Raw genomic sequence first — 19,266 nt, forward strand, 5'->3', positions numbered from 1 at the left:
AGCTCCATTGTTGTTGCCGCCATGCGTTATTCGCACGTCGACCAAGCCTCCGAAGGGATCGAGGCCGCGGCCACCGACCTGGACCGGCACCCAGGGAAACGACATTGCCGTCGACTCCCCCGCGGCTGCCACTTCTGTAACCCGACGTCTGCCCGGCACCTGATCGCCGGGCTGTACGCCCGACTGGGCCACCGTGATGACGCCAAAGGAGCTCACCGCCATGGAAAATCCCACGTTACCGCCAGGGCACCGGCAGAATGCCCGCTTGGCTGTGCGCACGGAACATCTGGGCGACCAGGTGGCAACCGGGTCTCGACGGTCGACCACCGTGGAAGCGGGCGGCCGGGGGCGCGCCGCCGCCAAGTCCACCACCGGACAGGTGGGCACCGCGGGCCCGCGCATCGATCGGCCGACCATGATCACCGATCGGTTACACGAAATCCTCGTCACCGGTGGGGATTTCGATGAGATCTACCGGCACATCCTGGTCGCACCCGGCAAACGGGTCCGGGCCGGCATGCTGCTCGCCTGCCACCGCCTGCTGCCCGACGCCGAAGCCATCCCGCTGCCCGACGCCGTCGACCTGGCCTGCGTGATGGAGATGTTCCACGAGTCCTCACTCGTGCACGACGACATCTGCGACGGCTCACTCTTACGCCGCGATGCACCGTCGGTACCGGCCGCCTTCGGCATCCGCACTGCGGCGCGGGCCGGATTCCACCTGGCGGGCAACGCTTTACAGACCTTGGCGCGAGTACTGGCCGACAACCCGGTGGTCTTCGCCAGGCTCGGCGATGTCCCCGGCGTCACCTACCTCGACCAGCTCTCCGACCTGTCCTTCGGCCAGCTCGTCGAGACCCTGCCACCCGCCGTGGACGACGCCGCCCTGCGCCGGCACTACGAACTCGTCGCGGGCGCGAAGACCGGCACGCTGTTCCGGCTGTCCTGCACCTACGGCGGCACCGCGGGCGGACTCGACGACGACCGGTTGCGCGCCGTGATGCGCTACGCCGACCAGCTCGCCCTCGCCTTCCAGATCATGGACGACGTCCGCGACGTCGAGGGCGACGCCTCGCTCGGCAAGGACGCCTGCGGCGACCTTGACCGCAGGGTGCCGACCTGGCCGGTGATCGAGTGGCTGGCCATGCGGCCCGATTCTCGCGAAATGTGGTTCTCCGAGCACACTTCCAGCACTGTCCTGCAAGCGGAACTGGTCGACAGCGGGGCGACGAAAGCCGCGCACGACGCCGCCATCCGGGCCGCCGAGACGGCGAATCGGGCGTTGGACGTGTTCCCGCCCTCGGACGGGCGCGACCACCTGCGCGACCTCGCCACCCGGGTGGTGTCCCGATGATCGGGGGGCGGGTCGGCAGCCTGGTCTACGGCCTGCGACACCTGCGCCGCGCGCCGGATCTCGACACGCTGCGGGCGGCGGACTCACCGGCGGAACTGGCCAGGCTCGCACTCATCCCGGCGGCCCGAAACCTCGGCGTCGCGGTAAGTTTCCTGTCCGCGGGGCATCGGGCCGAGGCCACCGCGGCCCTGCTCGCGTGTCGGGTGCTCGACGCCTATGAAGACCTGATCGATCGCCCGCTGGCGAGCAGCGCGGTGCGGGCCGCCGTGGAGTACCTCAACGGTGCCGTCGGCACGGCTCCCCCGCTGCTGCACGCGGTGGCCGTGCGCGACAGCGAAGCCGTCGATCTGGTGCTGGCCGAACGCATTCAGGACATCCGGGCGTTGCTGTCGGCACTGCCGATCGATGGCCGCGAACGGGTCGGCCGGATGCTGGTCGATGTCGGCGACGTGATGGCCCGCAACCTCGAGGCACCACTGCCGAGGGCCGCCTACAGCGAGGGCGTGCTCGGACGGGTGGTGCTGTACGCGTGCTCGCTGGCCGCCGAGGACGCGGGCGCCGAGGTCGAGGCCGAACTGGGTGAGCTGGCCGGTTGCGTCGGCGTCACCGCCCAGTTGGCCAACGACCTGCGCGACGGCGAACTGGCGCTCTACGGCGTCGCCGACCACGCGGAACTGACTCGCGCCGTGCTGCTTCGGCTACTGGCCCCCGCGCTTGGCAGCTTCGCGCTGCTCGACTGGATGGGACCGCGCACCCCGAGTGTCGGCGCGCGAGCGGCGATGGCCTACATGGCCATCACGACCACCGCCTTCCTGTGTGGCACCGTCGACGCACCCGCGCCGTACCCGCGGCGGCTTCGCCTCGGCGCGTCCGTGTTTGCCGCCTGCTCGCCCCGGTACTGGACCACGATGCTGCGGCGTGTGCTGCGTTCGGTCGACGGCGCGATCCATCAGCTGCTCGAAGCCTCGCCCGACCTCGCGGCGGGGACACTCGAGGCACCGGATGTATTGGCTCTCACCGACTCTCACTCGGTCGAGGCGACGTTGGCACCGCTGATCGTCGACACCACCTTCGCCCTGGTGCGTGCCCTGCCGGAGGAGCCGCTCACCGGCGAACTCCCCGGCACCGAGGTGCGCCGCATGATGGTCGCCGATCATCTTGCCTTCGCCGCCCTCGAACGGATGCCACCGCGCGACGCCGACGCGATGCATGCCCTCGCGATGCGATTCCAGCTCGCCGCCCTCGATGTCCCCACCCAAGGAGGCCGCGTTTGACCCGTGTTCACCCCGCCAAGGCACCGAACCACCACCCCCTCCAGGAGGTTCTCCGATGAGCACCGTTACACCCGATCCCAAACCCTTATCCGGCGCGGATGTCGCGCCGTCCGAACAGATTCCGTTCAGCCGCCGAGTGTTCAAGCTCGAACATCCGGCGAATATCGGCCCGCTGCTGCACGTCGTGCTCTGGGTCGCCTTCCTCGCCTTCGCCCTGACCGCCCCGGTCGCCACCAAGTGGTACATCGCGGTCCCGCTGATCGTCGTGCTGACACTGCTGAACTTCTCGCTCACCATCGGCGTGCTGCACATGCACACCCATCGGCCGTTGTCGGTGTCGCGGACGTTCAACCGGTTCGTCGACATAATGTGCTGCCTGCCTGCCTCTTTGACCGCGGCGGAAATGCGCGAGGTGCACGTCCTCAACCATCACCGCTTCAATGACGGCCCCGGCGACGTCACCTCCACCGAGGGGATGGATCGCGGGCTCAAGGCAGTCTGGTACTGGGTCCGCTACGGCACCATCGTCAAGAAGCACACCATCTCGAAGATCTTCGCCGCCGATGCCAATGCCAAACAGCGCAAGCGGCGCAACGAGTTCCTTTTCGACATGACGCTGACCGCCGTGCTGATCGCGGCCGTCTGGATCGCCACCGGCACAACACGATTCGCCCTGTTCTACATCCTGCCGTTCCTCATCACCCAGGTGAACTCCGGCTACTTCGCCTGGCTGACCCACGCGCCAGCGCGTGAGTTCGAGGACGACCCGAGCAAGTCGCTGAACACGGCGGGCAACATCCTCAACTTCTTCATCTTCAACCAGGGCTACCACAGCGTGCACCACCGCTACCCCGGTGTGCACTGGAGCCAGATCCCGGACAAGCTCGACTTCATGCGGCAGGTCGATCCCGGCGTCATCGTGCCGTACTGGATGACCATCAACTCGGCCTGGCGACTGGTCATGCCAGGCAACGGATGGTTGAACGTGCCCTACGGCGAGCGCTGGAAGGTCAAGCTGGACAAGCGGATGGAGGAGGGTAAGGTCCGCGCGCGGTACCTGCCCTGGTTCGCATGGATCTGACCACACGGCCATCTCAGGTTCGGGACGTACTGACGGCCCCTCGTCGGCTCGTCCCGTTCTTGATCGCCTTCGCCGTCTACGGCTTCGCGGGGATCACCGTGCCCCTGCTGTTGCTGTTCGCCGGAGGCTGGTGGCTACCCAAGACCGTCGACAAGGGATCGCATCTGTCGACCGTCCCGTCGCTCATCATCGACGTCGCGCTGCTCGCCCTGTTCGGCCTGCAGCACTCCGGAATGGCCCGTCCTTCGTTCAAGGCGTTCATCACCCGCTGGGTGCCGGACGCGCTCGAGCGGACCGTCTACATCGTCATGGTGTGCACGGTCGTGTGGGTGATCATCCTGGCGTGGCAGCCACTGCCGCAACAGATCTGGTCCGCCGACGGTACGGTCGGGACGGTGCTCGATGCCGGGTTCTGGCTCGGCTTCGTGCTGGTGTACGCGGCCACCATCCTGCTGAACCATTTCTATCTGCTCGGTATCAGCCAGGCCTATCGCCAGTACATCACCAGGGTGCCCGACGCGACGGTCGACCAACTGCAGGAGCACGGGCCCTACCGGCTGGTGCGTCATCCGCTGATGACCGGTCTGCTGCTGAGCTTCTGGTTCGCCAGCACGATGACCGCCGGGCACCTGCTGTGGGCGGTCGGGTTGACCGGATACATCCTGTTGGGCACCTATTTCGAGGAGCGTGACCTGATCGCTCGCTTCGGTGCGGCCTACCGCGCCTACGCCGCCGAGGTGCCCGCGTTCTTCCCGTCACCGCGCAGCGTGTTCCGCCGTCCGAATGAGCGGCCCTGAGGGCCTGACCACCTGGCGCTTCCCCCTGCCAGGGGAAGCGCTGTCGGACCCTGCCCGAGTTTGGAGATGAATCGACGTGACCAGTCATCATGTTCACGAACGCAGCAGACATGCCGCTGCGGATACGGGCAACGTCCGCGGCGCCGGTCGCGCCCACGGCAAGGCAATCCTGGTTGGCGAGCACACCGTTGTGCACGGCACGCCGGCCATCGCGTTTCCGCTGCCAGCGTTGTCGGTCAGCGCGGTCGCCGCGCCCGGCGGTTCGCTGACCGCCGATTCGCCTGCGGGCCAGCAGTTTCGGTTCACCGCGGGGCATACGCTGACCCCAGCGGACGCGTTGTCCGGGCCGCAGGTCGCGGTCGAGGAGGCGTTGCGGCGGTGGGGGCTGGCCGGTGCGATCGTCGACGTTGTTGTCGACTGCGCGATTCCACCGGCGCGCGGCCTCGGCTCGAGCGCCGCGTGCGCGGGCGCCGCGGTACGAGCGGTCGCCGATCTCTACGGCCGCAGCATCGACGCCGAGACTGTCTACGAGCTGGTGCAGTGCGGCGAACAGGTCGCGCATGGTCGAGCCAGCGGGGTGGACGCCAGCGCCGTTTCTGCGGCGGGGCCGATCTGGTTTCACGCTGGCGTGGCCCGACCGATGACCATCGGCCTGGACGCCGCCCTGGTGCTCGCCGACTCCGGGACGTTCGGCGCCACGCAGCACGCGGTGGCCGCCGTACGTCGCAAGCTGGAGCGAGATCCCCTGGGCGCCAATCGGTTACTCGGCCGTGCGGGCGAGCTGATCGGCTCCGCCGCGGCGGAGCTTGCCGCCGGGCAGGCCGAGCCCTTGGGCAAGACATTGCTCGCCTTCCAGGACCTCCTCGCGGAACTGGGCGTCAGCACCCCGCAGATCGACGCCCTCGTCGCCGCCGCCATGGACGCCGGGTCGCTCGGCGCGAAACTCACCGGCGGAGGTCTCGGCGGCTGCGTTCTCGCGCTCACCGAAACAGGCAGTGCCGCAGCGCAAGTGAGCGCGGCGCTGCGTAAGGCAGGCGCCGTGCAGACCTGGATCATCCCGATATCCCCCTCGATACCGGAACTGGATACCCGCCAATGACATTCACCTCCGCATCAGACATCGATGCCGACCGGCTGCACGACACCGAGGTCATCGGCGACGAGGCAGTCGCGGTCGCGCATCCGAATATCGCCCTGGTGAAGTACTGGGGCAAACGCGACGAGTCGTTGTTCCTTCCCGTCACGGGAAGTCTGTCGATGACCCTGGATATCTACCCGACCACCACCACGGTGCGGTTGATCGACGGACCCGCCGACGTCGTCATGCTCAACGGCAGCACGGCGGCCCCTGAGGCGCACAGCAGAGTCGAGCGGTTCCTCGACCTCGTCCGCACCCGTGCTGGGCGCACGGAACACGCCATGGTCGTGTCCACCAATACCGGACCGACCGGCGCGGGCCTGGCCTCCTCGGCGAGCGGCTTCGCCGCATTGGCCACCGCGGCGGCCGCCGCCTACCAGCTCGACGCGGATCCTCGTGCGCTGTCGCGGCTGGCGCGCCGGGGCTCCGGGTCGGCGAGCAGGTCCATCTTCGGCGGGTTCGTCGTGTGGCATGCCGGTGCCGGTGACGGACCGGCCGGTGACCACACGTCGTATGCCGAACCGATCGGCGGCGACGCGCTCGACCCGGCTTTGGTTGTCGCCGTCGTCGATAACGCGTCGAAGGCGGTGTCGAGCAGGGAGGCCATGCGGCGCACCTGCGCCACCTCGCCGTTCTATCGGCCGTGGGCCGACTCGTCCGCCATCGATCTCGTCGAGATGCGTAAAGCGATTGCGCGCCAGGATCTTCCAGCGGTCGGCGAGATCGCCGAGCGCAACGCGTTGGGGATGCACGCCAGCATGCTCGCGGCAAGGCCCGCGATCCGGTACCTGTCGCCGCAGTCGATCGCGGTCCTGGACGGAGTGTTGGCGCTGCGGGCCGACGGTGTCGCCGCGTACGCCACCATCGATGCCGGACCGAACGTCACCGTGCTGTGTGCCCGCGCCGACGCGCAACGCGTAGCCGCCGCCCTGCGTGCGGTCGGCGACTTCGTCGACCCTCGGACGGCGCATCTCGGCCCTGGCGCGGCCCTGATCACGGGCGCGGACCGATGATCACCTGTCGCGCCCCCGGAAAGCTGTTCATCGCGGGCGAGTACGCCGTCGTGCAGCCGGGGCACCTCGCGGTGCTCACCGCGGTCGACCGCTTCGCGACGGCCACCGTGCGCGCGACCGAGGGTGACACCACACTGCATTCGGAACTCGATGGCGGCGTGTCACTTTCGTGTAAGCGCGTCGGTGACGGCATGGTTGCCTCGACCGCTGACGGGAGCGTGCCCGCGGCGTTCGCCTACGTCTTCGCGGCGGTCTCGATCGTCGATCGGCTGCTCGTGGAGCACGGGATCGCGGCCCGCCCCTTTCGGCTGGACATCAGCAGCGACCTCGGCGCCGAGGACGGCAGAAAGTTCGGCCTCGGGTCGAGCGCTGCCGTGACCGCCGCGACCATCGCGGCCCTCGGCACGTACTACCGGCTCGACCTGAGCGCGATGGACCGGTACCGGTTGGCGATGATGGCCACCATCTCGGTGAACCCGAGGGCCTCCGGCGGCGATGTGGCCGCGAGCACCTGGGGCGGTTGGCTCACGTACGGCTCCCCCGACCGCGACCACGTGTCCGAGCTGGTCGCGAACGGCGGGGTCGATGCCGCACTGCGTGCGCCGTGGCCCGGCCTGTCGGTGCGCCCACTGCCGACGCCGACCGAACTCGCGATGCAGGTCGGCTGGACCGGGACACCCGCGTCGACACCGACACTCGTTGCGGGACTTGGCAATAACGATCGGCAGCGGGGCGACCGGACCGCGTTCCTTTCCGGCAGCGACCAGTGCGTCCAGCGACTCGTCGTCGCGCTGGAGGCCGACGACTCGACCGGTATCCGAACCGAGATACGCCGCGCCCGAGCACTTCTCATCGAACTCGACGCGACGGATCGACTCGGCATCATGACGCCACGCCTGCGGGCGCTGTGCGATGCGGGTGAGGCGGTGGGCGCCGCGGCCAAACCCTCGGGTGCCGGCGGCGGCGACTGCGGCATCGCGCTCATCGAGCGCACCCGCACCTCGGCGATCACCGAACTCACCGACCGCTGGGTCACCGCTGGTATCCGGCCGCTGACGCTGCGGACACACCCATTCGAAGGGGCCAGCGAATGATTGCCGACCGCAAAGACGACCACGTTCGCCATGCCGTGAATCAACATCGCGACGGCAGCAACGATTTCGACTCGGTCACCTTCGTCCACCACGCCCTCGCCGGCATCGACAGCCAGGACGTGTCACTGGCCGTCGACTTCGCCGGTAAGCGCTGGGACACCCCACTATTCGTCAACGGGATGACCGGAGGCAGCCCGAACACCGGCGAGATCAACCGCCAATTGGCCATCGCCGCAAGGGAAACCGGGGTGCCTATCGCCTCGGGCTCGATGAGCGCCTACTTCCGCGACGACGCGGTCGCCGACACCTATCGGGTGCTGCGGCAGGAGAATCCGCACGGCTACGTCATGGCCAACGTCAACGCGACCGCCACCGTCGATCAGGTCCGGCGGGCGATCGATCTGCTGGAAGCCGACGCCGTGCAGATCCATCTGAACGCGGTCCAGGAGATCGTAATGCCGGAGGGCGACCGGTCTTTCGGGTCCTGGCCGCGACAGATCGAACAGATCGCTGCCCAGGTGCCCGTTCCGGTGGTCGTCAAAGAAGTCGGGTTCGGTCTCAGCAGGCAGACCGTCTCCTGGTTGCGTGATGCCGGGGTCGCGGTGGCCGATGTCGGTGGCCGCGGCGGCACCAACTTCGCGCGCATCGAGAACGATCGGCGCAGCGCCGCGGACTTCGCCTTCCTCGAAAGCTGGGGTCAGTCCACCCCCAACTGCCTGGTGGACTGCGCCGGCGTGACAGGCATCGACATCGTGGCGTCCGGCGGCATCCGCACTCCGCTCGACGTCGCCCGCGCATTGGCGTTGGGCGCCAACGCGACCGGGGTGGCCGGAGTGTTTCTCGAGACGCTCGTGCGCAAGGACACCGCGGCGCTGGTCGAGACGATCCGGACCTGGCTCGACCAGCTGCGCCACATTCTGACCGTGCTCGGTGCCAGCACGCCGGCGGACCTGGCCGGCTGCGATCTGCTGCTCACCGGCGACGTGGCGACCTTCTGTGGGCTGCGCGGTATCGACGCGGCCTCCTATGCCCACCGGAACCTCTGGTGGAGCGAATCGGAACGACCACAAAGGAGCCACCCATGAATGACATGTCGTACGCGGCTGTCCCGCTGCAGTGGGTGGGACCGCTGCGCATTACCGGCAACACCGTCGACGACCTCGTCGACGTTCCCCTCGCCACCTACGAATCGCCGCTGTGGCCGTCGGTCGGACGCGGCGCGCGGATCGCGACACTGACCGAAAAGGGTGTGGTGGCAACCCTTGTCGACGACCGGATGACCCGCTCCATCCTGCTCGAAGCCGACGACGCCGCCACCGCTTACGCCACCGTCAAACAGCTCAATGACCAATTCGTCCAACTGCAGGAGGTGGTCGCGGGCAGCAGCAGGCACGCCGAACTCATCGACCTACACCATCAGATCACCGGGGATCTGCTGTTCCTGCGGTTCGAATTCACCACCGGTGACGCCTCGGGCCACAACATGGCCACCCTCGCCAGCGACCATCTGATGGACCACATCCTGGCAACGGTGCCCGGCCTGCGGTATGTCTCGATCTCCGGAAACTACTGCACCGACAAGAAAGCGACCGCCGTCAACGGGATCCTCGGACGCGGCAAGAACGTCATCACCGAACTCCTCGTCCCCCGCGAACTGGTCGAGAAGAAACTGCACACCACCGCTCGGCAAGTGGTCGAGTTGAACATCCGCAAAAACCTGATCGGCACCCTGTTGGCCGGTGGAATCCGTTCCGCCAACGCGCATTACGCCAACATGCTGCTAGCGGTCTACCTGGCCACCGGGCAGGACGCCGCGAATATCGTCGAAGGCTCGCAAGGCATTACCCACGCCGAGGACCGCGACGGTGACCTCTACTTCTCGTGCACGCTGCCCAATCTCATTGTCGGGACGGTCGGCAACGGCAAACACGAGAGTTTCGTCGACGAGAACCTGACCCGTCTCGGTTGCCGCGAGGACAGAGAGCCAGGCGACAACGCCCGTCGGCTCGCCGTCATCACGGCGGCCACCGTGCTGTGCGGCGAACTGTCTTTGATGGCGGCACAGACCAATCGCGGTGAATTGATGCGCGCCCATACCCAATTCGAACGGCCCACCGCAAGCAATGGAGTACAACGATGACCACTACGCCGATCGGCATCCACGATCTTTCCTTCGCCACTACCCACTACGCACTCGACCACGCGGTGCTCGCCGATCGGCTCGGCGTCGATCCCGATAAGTTCTATCTCGGTATCGGCCAGGACAAGATGAGTGTCGCCGCCGCCGACGAGGACATCGTCACCATCGCGGCGGCCGCCGCCAAGCCGATCCTCGATCGGCACGGCGTGGACAACATTCGCACGGTGCTGCTCGCCACCGAAAGCGGTGTGGACCAATCGAAGTCGGCGGGCCTGTACCTGCACCCGCTGATCGGTCTGCCCAACACCGCGCGTGTTGTCGAGCTCAAGCAGGCCTGCTACAGCGGCACGGCCGGGCTGCAATTCGCCGCGGCGCTGATCGCCCGTGACCCGGCGGAGCGCGTGCTCGTCATCGCCACCGACATCGCCAAGTACGAACTCGACAGCCCCGGCGAGCCGACCCAGGGCGCCGCCGCGGTCGCGATGCTCGTCAGCGCGAATCCGGCCATCCTGGAACTCGATCCGTACTCGGGGCTCTACAGCGCCGACATCATGGACTTCTGGCGCCCCAACTACCGCACCGAAGCGGTGGTCGACGGCAAGACCTCCGTCAACGCCTACCAGAAGGCCACGCAGGAAGCGTGGACCGACTACCGCCGCCGCGGCGGCCGTGACCTCACCGAGTTCGCCGCCTTCTGCTACCACCAGCCCTTCACCAAGATGGCCTACAAGGCGCACCGGCACCTGCTGGAGAGCCAAGGCCACACCGCGGACCCGGCCGAGATCGACGCCGCGATCCGCGACACGACCCTCTACAACCGCACCGTCGGCAACAGCTACACCGCGTCGGTCTACCTCGGCCTGTCGTCGTTGCTCGACCACGCCGACGACCTGGCGGGCAAGCCACTCGCCTTCATCAGCTACGGCTCGGGCAGCGTCGCCGAATTCTTCAGCGGCACTGTGCAATCCGGCTACCGCGAGCACCTCAGGACCGAGGCCAACCAGGCCGCCATCGCCTCGCGCGAGATCCTCGGCTACGACCGCTATCGCGAACTGCACGAAGCCAAATCACCCGCCGACGGCATGTACCACGCCACCCTCGAGGAGACGAGCCGTCCCTTCCGGCTGGCCGAGATCTCCGGCCACAAGCGCATCTACGAGGCCCGATGAGCCCAGAGTCGATGAACCAACAGGTCGCCGATCCGGCTGCTCGCGATACGTCGCCGCGGCACACGCACGTGCTGATCATCGGTAGCGGATTCTCCGGAGTCGGTACGGCCATCCGGCTGAGCCACGAGGGGTACACCGATTTTCTCGTGCTCGAGCGTGGCAATGATGTCGGCGGCACCTGGCGGGACAATTCGTATCCCGGTGCGGCGTGCGATGTTCCGTCGCAGTTGTATTCGTATTCGTTCGCGTTGAATCCGAACTGGTCGCGCTCGTTTTCGAAGCAGCCGGAGATTCACCGGTATATCCGGGAGGTGAGCGAGCGTTACGGGGTGCGCGACAAGCACATCTTCGGTTGTGAAGTGACGGGTGCGCGCTGGAATGACGCGGCCGGACAGTGGGAGGTTCAGACCAGCCAAGGCCTGTTCATCGCCGATGTCGTGGTAGCGGGGGCCGGACCGCTCTCGGATCCGAATCTGCCCGATATCAAGGGTATTCACACGTATGAGGGCGAGATCTTCCACTCGGCTCGGTGGGATCACACTGCCGATCTGCAGGGAAAGCGGGTCGCCGTGATCGGCACGGGCGCCTCCGCCATGCAGATCGTGCCGTCCATCGCGCCCGAGGTGGCCCATCTCGACGTGTACCAGCGCACCGCCCCCTGGATTCTGCCGCATTTCGGTCGCCGGTATCTGCTGCCGGAACGCCTTGCCTACAAATACATTCCGGGCTTGCAGCGGCTGATCCGCACCGGCATCTACTCGATGCGGGAGGGGTTTGTCTTCACCCAGGCCAAATATCCAGTGGCGGCACGGTTCTTCGAGTTGGTCGCGCGCGTGAAGATGTGGCTGGAGATCCGCGATCCGGAGTTGCGGCGGAAGGCGACTCCGAATCATCGCCTCGGTTGCAAGCGGATGCTGATCTCGAGTGACTATTATCCGACATTGGCTCGTGCTGACGTCGATCTGGTCACCGACGGCATCAAGGAGATTCGGGAGCACTCGATCGTCACGAGTGACGATACCGAACGCGAGGTCGACGCCATCGTGCTGGCGACCGGCTTCAATGTCTCGGACTCCGCGACATACGACCTGTTCACCGGTCGGGACGGACGCACAATCGCCGAGATAGCCGACATCGAAAGCGTGCAGGCCTACAAAGGCACGGTCCTCAACAACTTTCCCAACCTTTTCGTCATGCTCGGCCCCAACTCCGGAACCAATTACACCTCCCTGATCTATGTCATCGAATCCCAGATCAACTACATCATCGACGCGCTCGCGACGATGAAAAAGCAAGGCCTGCAATCGTTCGAGGTCCGCAGAGACGTACAGGTCGAGTACAACCGCCAGCTGCGGCAGCAGATGGCGAGCACCGTCTGGCTCACCGGCGGTTGTCACAGTTGGTTCCTCGATGAGAAGGGCACCAACACGATGCTCTGGCCGGACTTCAGTTTCCGACTCCGCCGGATACTGCGAAAGTTCGACCTCGACGCCTTCGACACGACGGCGCGGGCGAACGCGCCGGTGGCGGTGGCCGACTGAGCGCCACTGGTCACCCGAGGAACGCCAGGCCTCGACTTCAGGAACGCATCGAACCTCGCGCCACGCGTTTCTCGTCCCAGACGGGTTCGTCGGACTCGTAGACGTCACGGTCACCACCGAACACGAGGTAGCGGTCGAAATCGGCGGCGAACCACCGGTCGTGGGTCACGGCGAGGACCGTGCCGTCGAAGGCGTCCAAGCCCTCCTGCAGGGCCTCGGCGCTGGCCAGGTCGAGGTTGTCGGTCGGCTCGTCGAGTAGCAGCAGGGTGGCTCCGGACAGCTCGAGCAGGAGAATCTGGAGCCGCGCCTGCTGCCCGCCGGAGAGCGTCTCGAACCGCTGCTCGGCGATCCGGCCCGCCAACTCGTAGCGGGCGAGCAGCTTCATGGCCTCGTTCTTCAGCCGGGCGTGCTCGGTCATGACGATCTCGCAGGGCGTACGGCCGAGCAGGTCCGGATGCGAGTGCGTCTGCGCGAAGTGGCCTGGCACCACCCTCGCGCCGAGCCTGGCCACCCCGGTGTGCCGGATGTCCTCGCCCGCAAGCAGTCTCAGGAAGTGGGACTTTCCTGAACCGTTCGACCCGAGCACCGCGACGCGCTCGCCGTACCAGACCTCGAGGTCGAAGGCGTTCATCAGATCGGTGAGCTCGAGGCTTTCACAGATGACGGCCCGCTTTCCGGTACGCCCGCCCTTCAGCCGCATGCTGATGACCTGATCCCTCGGCGCCAGCTCCGGCGGCCCGGCCTCCTCGAACTTGCGCAGCCGAGTCTGGGTGGCGTGGTAGGCCGAGGCCATGTCCGAGTTGGTGGACGCCTTCCGCTTGAACAGCAGCACCAGCCGCTTCAGCTTGTCGTGCTCCTCGTCCCAGCGGCGACGCAGCTCGTCGAGCCGCTCATTGCGCGCCTTGCGGGCCTCGGCGTAGGTCAGGAACCCGCCGCCATGAATCCAGATGTTTCCGGACTCCACGGTCACGATCCGGTCCGCGGCGTTGGTAAGCAGCTGCCGGTCGTGACTCACCAGGAGCACCGTCTTCGACGTCTCACGGATCTGCTGTTCCAGCCAAACCTTGCCTGGCACATCGAGATAGTTGTCCGGCTCGTCGAGCAGCAGCGTCTCGTCCGGGCCGCGCAGCAATGCCTCGAGCACGAGCCGCTTCTGCTCACCGCCCGAAAGCTTAGCAATGTCACGGTATTTCACGTCGTCGTAGGCAACGCCGAGGGCCGCCACCGTACAGGTGTCCCAGAGCACCTCGATCTCATAGCCCCCGGCGTCGGTGTAGTCGGTGATCGCCTTGGCGTATCGCAGCTGGGTCTTCTCGTCCTCGTTCTCCATCATCGCCAGCTCGGCCAGGTCGAGAGCGGCCGCGGCGGCCCGCACGCCCGGCGGCGCGACGCTCAGCAGCAGATCGTGGACGGTGGAATCGTCGCGCAGGTTGCCGATGAACTGGCGCATCACACCCAGTCCACCCGAACTCGCCACCGCCCCCTCTATCGGCTCGAGATCACCGGCGATCAGCCGAAGCAGGGTGGTCTTTCCCGCCCCGTTCGGACCGACCAGCGCCGCCTTGGCACCGTTGCCGATCCGGAACGACACATCGTTCAGCAGCGGCCGCCCATCCGGCAGCACGTACGTAAGATGGCCTATCTCAACATGTCCCACGGCGGGCCTCCCTCCAATCCGCACGGAGCGTAGCCACGTGGGAGAAATCGTCAACCATTGCTCACCGTATTCGGTATCGGGGAGCTCTCTTTGCTCGGTGCCCGGGATGTCAGCGCACGGACCGACGGGATCATGCTCGCGAACACGCAGGCCACGGCGACGAGGACCGCGGCCCCGGTCAGCGGTACCGACGGGTTCCACCACGCGGCGAGTAGCGGGGCAACCACATAACCGAGTGGCTGTGCGGCAAGCGAGAACAGCCAGTCGTACGAGTCGACCCGCGCGAGCCGATCCGCCGGAACCTGTTGCTGCACAGCGGTTGACCAGATGGGGTTGAGGAAGCCGAGCCCGGCCTGCGCGATTCCGTATCCGATGATGATCAAGAACACCGGGGCGTGTATCGCGAACAACAGCAACGGGATCGCATAGGTTGCCCCACCGAGGTTTGCCCACATCACCGGACGACGCAGTCGTTGCCGCCCCGACAGCAACGCGCCGATCAACAGGCCGATGCCACCCGCCTGCAACACCAAGAGCCAGGTGGCCTCACCGCCGAGATGCACGATGGCGATGACCGGTCCGAGTGTCATCAAGATCCCGGCGGCGAAGTTCCATATCGAATGCGCGATGAGACTGCCCCAAAGCCAGGGACGAGTGATGACCTCACGCCAGCCCTGGGCCAGATCCGCGCGCAGCGTTTGGGGAGCGGACGGCAGATGACGCACGGTCGTCATGGCGAGCAGCCCGGCGCTGACCGCGAAAGCCATTCCGTCCAGGACGAATACCCCGCCGCTGCCGACCAGGTAGATGAGGGTGCCCGCGAGCGCGGGCCCGAGCACCCAGGCCGCGCCTTTGGTGAAGCCCATCACCGCATTCGCGCGTTGCCTGGACGATTCCGGCACGGTGCCGACTACCAACGGCGACAGGGCGGGCATGGAAAACGCCGAGGCCACGCCATACAGGGTCTGTGCGACGCAGATATGCCAGAGCACCGGCGACGCGCTGAGCAGCTCGACGCCGACGAAGGTCTGCGTGGCGACGCGCATGAGATCCGCCCCCATCGCCATGCGTCGGGCCTGGAACCGATCGGCGAGGACACCACCGAGCGGCATCAGCGCAACCCTCGGAATCGTCGCGCAAGCCAGCGTGATCCCCATGGCCGCCGCCGAACCCGTGGCAAGTACCACGGCAATGGAAAGGGCGGCGGGTACCAAAGCCTCCGACAATGTGGACAACGTACGACCTATGAAAAGCAGTCGGAAGTTGCGCAGCCGCAATGGATGAGGATCGGCGAACCTCGTCACATTCTCGTCAGGTCTTCTGGGCACCATATGCGCGCTCCACCTTCTACCGAAAAACACTACCAACCGGAATCTACCTGTCAGCCTGCGCAATTGGTGGTAGCAGTATGACTAGCAAGATCAACACATTTATCACGCCAGTTCGCTCAACCACAGATAACTACGAAAAGTTCAGCTCGGACTCCGAGACTCCACGCTCGACATCCATCCGGCGCCGCCACGCCGATCCGCTTGCCAGCCCTTGGTCGGTGACCTAGTCTTGTTGGTCAGTGACCAATTAGGAGGTTGTTGTGGCTGAGTACGAGGTCGCCATTGTCGGCGCGGGGCCGGTCGGGCTGTGGCTCGCGGCGGAGTTGCGGCTCGCTGACGTGTCGGTGGCGGTGTTGGAGGCGCGGGCGGAGCGGGACCCGAATTCGAAGGCGCTCACCATTCATCCACGGACCATCGAACTGCTCGCCTCGCGCGGGCTGAGCGAACGGTTCCTGGCCGAGGGCATCCGAATCCCCAACGGGCACTTCGGCTTACTCGAACACCGTGTGGACTTCGGAGTTCTCGATACGCCGTACCAGTTCACGCTGGCGTTGCCGCAGGCCCGCTCCGAGGAACTGCTGGCGGAGCACGCCCGCGCGGCAGGCGCCGATATCCGTCGAGGACAACGGGTTTCGGGGCTGACCAGGCAGGCCGACGGCGTCGCGTTGCACATCGACGGGCAGCCCGATCTCACCGCCGAGTGGGTCGTCGGCTGCGATGGCGTGCGCAGCACGGTGCGCGAGGCGGCCGGGATCGCCTATCCCGGCACAAAGGCCAGCGTCTTCGGCTGGCTGGCCGACGTGAAACTCGTTGCACCGCCGCAGGTTCCGGTATTCGCCAGCTGGACCGAGGCTGGGCACATCATGGGGGTGCCACTGCCAGGCGGACTGCACCGCCTGGTGGGCATCGGCCCGCAAGACGTGCGCGCCGACTGGCCGGGCGAGCTGACCCTCGACGAGGTCCGCCGCCGGGTCATCGCGATCACCGGGACCGACTGGGGGATGCATACCCCGGTGTGGTTGTCCCGCTTCGGTAATGCGTCCCGGCAGGCCGAGCGGTACCGCGACGGGCGGGTACTGCTCGCGGGGGACGCCGCCCACCAGCACATGCCCGCGGGTGGTGTCGGCATGAATGTCGGCATCCAGGATGCGATGAACCTCGGCTGGAAGCTCGCAGCCACGGTGCGCGGGCGCGCGCCCGAGGGGCTGCTCGACAGCTACCACAGCGAGCGCCACCCGGTCGGGGCCGCGCTCCTGCGTAGCTCACAGGCCCAGACGGCACTGATGAGCACCTTCTCCCCCGAGGGTAAGGAGTTGCGCGCCCTGCTCTCCGAATTCGCCGCCACCCAACCGGGATTCGCGCGCCCGCTGGCCGAACAGCTGTCCGGGCTCGCCGTCGCGTACCCGGCCGCGCCGGGCGCGCATCCGCTGACCGGCACGCGCGCACCCGATTTCGCGCTCGCGGACGGATCATCGGTATTCGCGGCGCTGCGCGGCGGCACCTATCTCGTTATCGACTTCACCGGAACGCTCGGCGCATTGGCGAATCCTGTTGTCGTCAAGCCACTCCCGGGCCACGATCGGCCGCAGTGGGCAGACGTCGCGGCGGCACTCGTTCGGCCCGACGGCCATCTCGCCTGGGTGGGCGACAACACCGACGAACTTGCCGGCGCGTTGGATGCCGCGGGGTTCGAGCCGCTGCACGCATGAGCCCTACACTGGGTCAGTGACCAACAAGCAACCGGCACGCACCGCCCGAGCGGGCCTGGCCCAGGACTCGGTGGTCGAGGCGGCCCTGGTGATCCTCAACGAAAAGGGCCACGACGCGGTGTCGATTCGCGCGATCGCCGACCGCCTCGGCGTCCGGATGAACACGGTGCTCTGGCACGCCAAGACCAGAGCCCGGTTACAGGAGGTGATGGCCGACGCGATCGTCGGGGCCACCGCGACCACGGACCTGCCGGACGAGTGGGACGAGCGGGTCCGCGTACTCACGCACCGCTACCGCCAATCCCTGCTCGCCTACCGCGACGGCGCGGCCGTCGTCGCGGGCACCTATGTCTCCGAGGCGGGGACGCTGCGTGTCGCCGACGCGATCGTGCAGGCACTTCTCGACGGCGGGCTCGAACCGAAGCAGGCCGCCTGGACCTGTTGGACCATCGTGTATTTCGCGCTCGGGATCGTCCAGGAAGAACAGGGCTACCCGCTGGCCGACACCGCCAAGATGACCGCCGCCCTCGCCACGGGCAACTACCCAGCGCTGTCCCGAGCCGAAGAACACCTGCGCGACAACGCATTCGACGAACGCTTCGACTTCGGCCTCGACCTCATCCTGTCCACGCTGCCCAGCCACATCGGTGCCGCGCGGAAATCCGGCCGATAGTCAAGGACGCACGATTCGACTGTGCGCGTGGGCCGTCGATTGATCATCCAGTTCGGGAAAGTTGTCGCGAAGACGGTCAAGGCAGCGGTGAACCTCGCGCAGATCTCGTTCGAGGCGCCGCCCTTCCGTGGTCGCGGTGCCGCGCCGGGTCGCGGTGGCCCGAAGTGCCGAGGTCAGGGAATCGGCCTCGGCACTGAGCAATTGGTGGAACACCCGCGCCTGCGCCACATCGGATTCGTCGTGCACGGGTCACCTACCTCGGCACGGCCAAACCGCGCGTAGTTCGTCTGCTGTACACCTGACCGTTACCCATGATTCATGGTCTCAGGTCGACGGGCCTACGGGCGAATGTCCGTGCCCCAGTTGGTAATACCCCGCTAGCCGAGCGGATACGCCACGCCGGTCAGCTCCTCCGACACCGACCACAACCGTCGTTGCAGCGCGACATCGTGGGATTGTTTGCTCGATTGCACGACTTTCGGGTAACCCCGACTCTGCGCGAATCCGCCGGGGCCGAGGTACTGGCCGCCCGTGATGTCGGGGTCGGTGGCCGCGCGCAGAGTCGGCAGGGCGCCCATCGCGGCATTCTGGACGAGACGCGCGGCCACCGAGTTCAGCACCGACGGCAGGTGGCGCATCAGCTCGGTGTCCGACCCGCCCGGGTGGGCGGCGGTGGCGATCGTCGGCGCGCCCGCGGCGGCCAGCCTGCGCTGCAGTTCGTAGGTGAACAGCAGGTTGGCCAGCTTGGACTGGCCGTAGGCGCCGACCCGGTTGTAGCCGTTGTCCCATTGCAAGTCGTCGAAGTGGATCGCGGCCCGGATGCGGTGCCCGATGCTGCTGACGGTGACGACGCGCGAACCGGGAACGGACAGTAGCCGATCGAGCAGCCTGCCGGTCAACGCGAAGTGGCCGAGGTGGTTGGTGCCGAACTGCAGCTCGAAACCGTCTTCGGTCGACTGTTTGGGCGGGTACATCACGCCCGCGTTGTTGATGAGCAGATCGATGCGCTCGTGCGCGGCTTTCAGCTCGTCGGCGGCCGTTTCGATCGCGGCCAGCGACGACAGGTCCAGCTGCTGCAGGCTGACACTGGCATCGGGAACAGTTGCCAAGATCCGCGCCTGCGCCTGCTTTCCCTTGTCCAGATTGCGTACCGCCAGCACGACATGCGCGCCGCGGGCGGCCAGCGCGGCGGCGGTCTCGAAGCCGAGGCCGGTATTGGCCCCGGTGACGATCGCTGTCCGACCTGACTGGTCGGGGATGTCGGCGGTTGTCCAGTTCGACATAGAGTCTCCTGC

The 19,266-nt window shown here is 66.9% G+C and carries 17 protein-coding genes; 13 read left to right on the forward strand and 4 right to left on the reverse strand.

Translation table 11 applies throughout. The features are described from left to right. Positions 1–271 precede the first annotated feature (271 nt). The 11 genes from OG203_RS05445 to OG203_RS05495 all read left to right on the forward strand — a co-directional run bounded on the left by OG203_RS05445 (position 272) and on the right by OG203_RS05495 (position 12,601). Positions 272–1,354 (forward strand): polyprenyl synthetase family protein, encoded by a 1,083-nt coding sequence (locus OG203_RS05445; protein ID WP_405167776.1) that lies wholly within the window; start codon positions 272–274, stop codon positions 1,352–1,354. Beyond that, positions 1,351–2,628, forward strand: a complete 1,278-nt coding sequence (locus OG203_RS05450; RefSeq protein WP_405164559.1) for a hypothetical protein — start codon at positions 1,351–1,353, stop codon at positions 2,626–2,628. The genes OG203_RS05445 and OG203_RS05450 overlap by 4 nt, the downstream gene beginning before the upstream one ends. A gap of 55 nt (positions 2,629–2,683) precedes the next feature. Then, positions 2,684–3,709 carry a fatty acid desaturase gene (locus tag OG203_RS05455; RefSeq protein WP_405164560.1) on the forward strand — a complete coding sequence of 342 codons (1,026 nt, stop codon included), beginning with the start codon at positions 2,684–2,686 and terminating at the stop codon, positions 3,707–3,709. Further along, a complete protein-coding gene (locus OG203_RS05460; RefSeq protein WP_405164561.1) occupies positions 3,700–4,506 on the forward strand; it encodes a methyltransferase family protein in 807 nt (268 codons plus the stop codon). The genes OG203_RS05455 and OG203_RS05460 overlap by 10 nt, the downstream gene beginning before the upstream one ends. A gap of 76 nt (positions 4,507–4,582) precedes the next feature. Beyond that, the gene (mvk, locus tag OG203_RS05465) at positions 4,583–5,605 is read left to right on the forward strand and encodes a mevalonate kinase (RefSeq protein ID WP_405164562.1); all 1,023 of its coding nucleotides are present in this window, start codon (positions 4,583–4,585) and stop codon (positions 5,603–5,605) included. After that, a complete protein-coding gene (gene mvaD / locus OG203_RS05470; protein WP_405164563.1) occupies positions 5,602–6,657 on the forward strand; it encodes a diphosphomevalonate decarboxylase in 1,056 nt (351 codons plus the stop codon). Before mvk ends, mvaD begins: the two co-directional genes overlap by 4 nt. Beyond that, complete coding sequence (locus tag OG203_RS05475) at positions 6,654–7,751, forward strand: phosphomevalonate kinase (RefSeq protein WP_405164564.1); 1,098 nt, start codon at positions 6,654–6,656, stop codon at positions 7,749–7,751. The genes mvaD and OG203_RS05475 overlap by 4 nt, the downstream gene beginning before the upstream one ends. After that, positions 7,748–8,836 carry a type 2 isopentenyl-diphosphate Delta-isomerase gene (gene fni / locus OG203_RS05480; RefSeq protein ID WP_405164565.1) on the forward strand — a complete coding sequence of 363 codons (1,089 nt, stop codon included), beginning with the start codon at positions 7,748–7,750 and terminating at the stop codon, positions 8,834–8,836. The genes OG203_RS05475 and fni overlap by 4 nt, the downstream gene beginning before the upstream one ends. After that, complete coding sequence (locus OG203_RS05485) at positions 8,833–9,891, forward strand: hydroxymethylglutaryl-CoA reductase (RefSeq protein WP_405164566.1); 1,059 nt, start codon at positions 8,833–8,835, stop codon at positions 9,889–9,891. Before fni ends, OG203_RS05485 begins: the two co-directional genes overlap by 4 nt. Next, positions 9,888–11,060, forward strand: coding sequence for a hydroxymethylglutaryl-CoA synthase (locus tag OG203_RS05490; RefSeq protein ID WP_405164567.1), 1,173 nt, complete (start codon positions 9,888–9,890; stop codon positions 11,058–11,060). Before OG203_RS05485 ends, OG203_RS05490 begins: the two co-directional genes overlap by 4 nt. Positions 11,061–11,071: 11 nt before the next feature. Continuing rightward, on the forward strand, positions 11,072–12,601 hold the full coding sequence (locus OG203_RS05495; RefSeq protein ID WP_405167777.1) for a flavin-containing monooxygenase: 1,530 nt from the start codon (positions 11,072–11,074) through the stop codon (positions 12,599–12,601). Between the two features lie 37 nt (positions 12,602–12,638). Here OG203_RS05495 and OG203_RS05500 read toward each other — a convergent pair whose 3' ends face one another. Both OG203_RS05500 and OG203_RS05505 read right to left on the reverse strand, forming a co-directional pair. Next, positions 12,639–14,258 carry an ABC-F family ATP-binding cassette domain-containing protein gene (locus tag OG203_RS05500; RefSeq protein WP_405164568.1) on the reverse strand — a complete coding sequence of 540 codons (1,620 nt, stop codon included), beginning with the start codon at positions 14,256–14,258 and terminating at the stop codon, positions 12,639–12,641. Between the two features lie 50 nt (positions 14,259–14,308). Next, positions 14,309–15,589: an MFS transporter gene (locus OG203_RS05505; protein WP_405164569.1), complete on the reverse strand. Its 1,281-nt coding sequence runs from the start codon at positions 15,587–15,589 to the stop codon at positions 14,309–14,311. A gap of 260 nt (positions 15,590–15,849) precedes the next feature. On the opposite strand from OG203_RS05505, the gene OG203_RS05510 reads away from it, so the two are divergent. Together OG203_RS05510 and OG203_RS05515 are read left to right on the forward strand one after the other, a co-directional pair. Beyond that, complete coding sequence (locus OG203_RS05510; RefSeq protein WP_405164570.1) at positions 15,850–17,298, forward strand: FAD-dependent monooxygenase; 1,449 nt, start codon at positions 15,850–15,852, stop codon at positions 17,296–17,298. A 16-nt stretch (positions 17,299–17,314) separates the two neighbouring features. Next, on the forward strand, positions 17,315–17,971 hold the full coding sequence (locus OG203_RS05515; RefSeq protein ID WP_405164571.1) for a TetR/AcrR family transcriptional regulator C-terminal domain-containing protein: 657 nt from the start codon (positions 17,315–17,317) through the stop codon (positions 17,969–17,971). Here OG203_RS05515 and OG203_RS05520 read toward each other — a convergent pair whose 3' ends face one another. Together OG203_RS05520 and OG203_RS05525 are read right to left on the reverse strand one after the other, a co-directional pair. Beyond that, on the reverse strand, positions 17,972–18,217 hold the full coding sequence (locus OG203_RS05520; protein ID WP_405164572.1) for a hypothetical protein: 246 nt from the start codon (positions 18,215–18,217) through the stop codon (positions 17,972–17,974). It lies immediately after the preceding gene. Between the two features lie 131 nt (positions 18,218–18,348). After that, positions 18,349–19,254, reverse strand: coding sequence for an SDR family NAD(P)-dependent oxidoreductase (locus OG203_RS05525; RefSeq protein WP_405164573.1), 906 nt, complete (start codon positions 19,252–19,254; stop codon positions 18,349–18,351). Positions 19,255–19,266: the final 12 nt, after the last annotated feature.

This window comes from Nocardia sp. NBC_01499 (assembly GCF_045040275.1).
Classification (GTDB): domain Bacteria; phylum Actinomycetota; class Actinomycetes; order Mycobacteriales; family Mycobacteriaceae; genus Nocardia.